Here is a 3,492-nt window from a genome sequence, read left to right as displayed (position 1 = left end):
GAATGTTGCCATTCGTAAGCGCAGAGATAAATCGAGTCACCAGTTCCTTTTCTTCAACAGGATGCGTCATTACGAATTCATTTTTGTCCGTAGATACATCCACTTTTTTCTTAACCCGACTGTAAATTTTACGGCAATTCACTTCTGTTTTATGAAACATTTCGGCAATTTCGCTATGTTCATAGGCAAAAACTTCTCTTAAAATGAACACGGCTCGCTCTAATGGCGTAAGTTTTTCCATAAGCACCAGAAAGGCATAAGAGATCGTGTCATGTCGCTCAACGCTATCAAGCGGGCTTTCTTCGGTCAATTGTACCATTGGTTCGGGAAGCCAATTTCCTACGTAGCTAATGCGTTTTTTGCGCGCGGATTTTAATTCGTTCAAGCACCGGTTGATCATCATTTTGCTCAAATATGATTTGATATTCGTAATATTTTCATTTAAATAACCATGTATGCCGATGAACAAATCTTGAACCATATCCTCGGCATCAGAACTTGAACCAAGCATACGGTAAGCAATTGAAAATAAATGAGGTTTATAGGTTTTGTACAAATCTTCGATGTTTTTGCGTTGTGGGTCCATGGTATAACTTTGCATAATAGCCTCTTCTCTTTGATTATAAATTCAATCTATTCTCATTATTATCGAACAAATCCAAAAAAACCATTCTGTATGAAAAACGGCCCAGAACCATCCACTGATAAGACAACTGGCATTGGCATTGTGTGACACATGAAAAGTAAAAAGCAGCTTGCCCGAGAGCAAACTGCTTGATTCTATTCCTTTTAGAAACGCGGTAAATTCGATAAGTTGTTGCTCGGAWCTCCATCTGGATAAGACCTTAGCGTCTTCTCCCCTTCGCGATTTCGGCCCGTGTTCACATCTTCAATTAATCCAGCTTCCGTCATCGCTATCGCATCCGCAATATCCACGACTCTGCCGTCTTGAAATTGCACGCTGCTAATGCCACCATCCCCATAATGAACGGCTTGAATGATCGCCTTATTAGGATCAATGGTATGAGGTCCTGCCCCATACTGCGTCCCATCTCTCATGAACGTACCGTATTGTGTAGGCTGACCGTTTGCTCCATAACCTGTGTATCCACCTTGGAACCCTACATTGCGCGCATCCGCATGGTTGATTCCCGTGTTTCGCTGGCCATAGGGGGCATTCATGTCACCGGAAGAACCGGGAACGGGCATTCCACCCTGATACGTTTGGTACTGATTTTGATCGTTTCGCGCTTGCGGCATAAAGCTTTGTTGCATACTAGGCTGATACGATGGCGATGGTTGAAAAGAGGGCTGCATCATACCGTTAGGTTGGCTTTGCATATTCGGATTCGGTACTGGACCGCGCCGGCGTCTTGACATTTCTATCGACTCCTTTGTTTTACGTAATATGTCTGCCACCTAACTAGCATGCGTCAATCCTACGTATCCTATGCCTTTTAACGCCGCAGCCCCATCATATTACCAGATGAGTACCTTCTTAGCCCCCCATAAAAAAGGCTTATTGCGCCAATACAAAGTACAAGTGTGATACCAATGGCAGCTAAARTAAATGGCAAGTCAACTTCGCGTAACAAACCAATTGGCAAGTAACTAATAAATCCCGCCGGCAGCACAGTGAATAGCACTACTTTGCCTAGACCTTTAAAAATGCTCGTTGGATATGTTGTAAAAGTTAGGAGTGCATTATACAACTGAAAACTGAGCCCCTCCGTGCTGCCCAGCCAGAAAGCCAGGCAGTTTACAATGACCGAGAAGAATAAAAATATCAGCGTCGACAGCACCATCGCCAGTGCAAACTTAAGCAACCCAAGCCCCGACTTATCACCAAAAGCGGCGTAAATCAAAAGTGCAAATAAGACATCACCTATGGCACTAACCGACATTCGGCTAATAAGAACATGCAGCAGCACTGGCTTTGGCTGTGTTAAATAGATATCAAGCTGCCCAATAGCGATTAGATTCGATATCCGACCTGCGTTGCCAAAGAATGTGGCCATCATCCCGAAGCCTCCTGCTGCAATGGCCCACAGCATCATCACATCTTGCAGTCCCCAACCATTCAACACATGGAACCGGCTGAAATAAATGCCCCAGAATACGATCACTAGGAAGACGATAACACCAATCACTAACATCCAAATAAGCTGAGTTGTTAGAGCGCCTGCCAGCTTGGAAGCATCGAAAGCTACCGTTGTTTTGGCTGGAAGATATACAATCGTTTGAAAGGGGAGCCAGCGGCCTACCTGCTGCAGCGCATCAGGGAATAGCTCTAGCGGCATCAGCATGCCGCCAATCGTAAATAGAAATTTATTGTACACAAATTCCAATCCCCGAGTTTCTTCCACCCAGAAAGCGCAGAGCGCTAAGACCATATTCAACAAGAAATTGATCGTGAAACCGCCAAGTGCGATGAGCGGAAGCCATAACAGACCATAACCGAAATCCGGCGTGCCAATAATTAGCATTCCCAAAATAGCGCCGAGCGCAGCATTTACAATAAAACGGATCGCTGCTTCACTCATGTATTCGACATAATGAAACACAACAAAATTGACCGGGCGAACAAATTTAAATACGATATCGCCGCTTTTCACTTCTTCTTCAACGCGAGTGCATAAGCTGGGACTTGCAAGAATCATCGATTCCGTAACGACCAGATACCACATAATTTGTTTAAAACTATAGCCGGCAATCGTCTCTGTTCCTTCACCATGAAACGTCGTCTGCCACAACTGTAGGAAGATATATAAGATCAAAAGCAGGAATAACGAACGGATGAGGAAATCAGCCATATAGGCAAATTGATTACGCAGCGTGATTCTGCCGATAAAAACATACTTAACCGTCCATGATTGATCACAATTGCTCTATCGCATAGTCGCTCGATGTCACCAGCATCATGCGACGTCAGAAAGATCGTTGTTCCCTCTTCTCGCTTCAACTCCAGAATGAGTTCTCGGATGCGCTGCTTCACAACAACATCTAGTCCGATGGTCGGCTCATCCAAGAATAGCACCTGGGGACGATGCAGCAAGGAAGCAGCGATTTCACATCGCATCCGCTCGCCCAGGGACAACTTACGAACGGGTGTCTGCAAGTAAGGTCCCAGCTCAAACCGCTCGATGAGATCGTCACGCCGCTTCATATAATCACTTCGGCGCAGCTCATAGATTCGGCTCATCAGCTCGAAGGTATCGATTGGCGGCAGGTGATACCAGAGCTGCGACTTCTGACCAAAAACAGATCCGATCCGGTAGCTAAGCTTGTTTCGCTCCTTCCAAGGGCAACAGCCCAGCACTTCCGCTTCTCCTGTGGACGGATGCAGTATCCCTGTCAGCATCTTGATTGTCGTTGACTTCCCCGCTCCATTTGGACCGAGGAAAGCTAGTGTTTCTCCTTGGGCAGCAGAGAATGTAATGCCTTCAACAGCTACTTTCTCGGTGTATTGCGGCCTAATGAGCGCCTTCACGC

General features: G+C 45.7%; 3 protein-coding genes and 1 pseudogene. All 4 read right to left on the bottom strand.

The genetic code is table 11. The features are described 5' to 3' along the window. Positions 1–601, bottom strand: a 601-nt coding sequence (locus AC1DUA_RS34105) for a sigma-70 family RNA polymerase sigma factor (protein WP_477503961.1), incomplete at its 3' end; no start/stop codon positions are given. Between the two features lie 188 nt (positions 602–789). Continuing rightward, the gene (locus tag AC1DUA_RS34100) at positions 790–1,380 is read right to left on the bottom strand and encodes a DUF3892 domain-containing protein (RefSeq protein WP_477503960.1); all 591 of its coding nucleotides are present in this window, start codon (positions 1,378–1,380) and stop codon (positions 790–792) included. Positions 1,381–1,457: 77 nt separating this feature from the next. Further along, positions 1,458–2,813 (bottom strand): ABC-2 family transporter protein, encoded by a 1,356-nt coding sequence (locus AC1DUA_RS34095; RefSeq protein WP_477503959.1) that lies wholly within the window; start codon positions 2,811–2,813, stop codon positions 1,458–1,460. A gap of 47 nt (positions 2,814–2,860) precedes the next feature. Next, positions 2,861–3,490: pseudogene (locus AC1DUA_RS34090) on the bottom strand (ABC transporter ATP-binding protein); the annotation flags it as partial. Between the last annotated feature and the right edge of the window lie 2 nt (positions 3,491–3,492).

It is taken from the genome of Paenibacillus sp. 01T422 (genome assembly GCF_056398785.1).
This window is presented reverse-complemented; position numbering and strand designations above follow the sequence as displayed.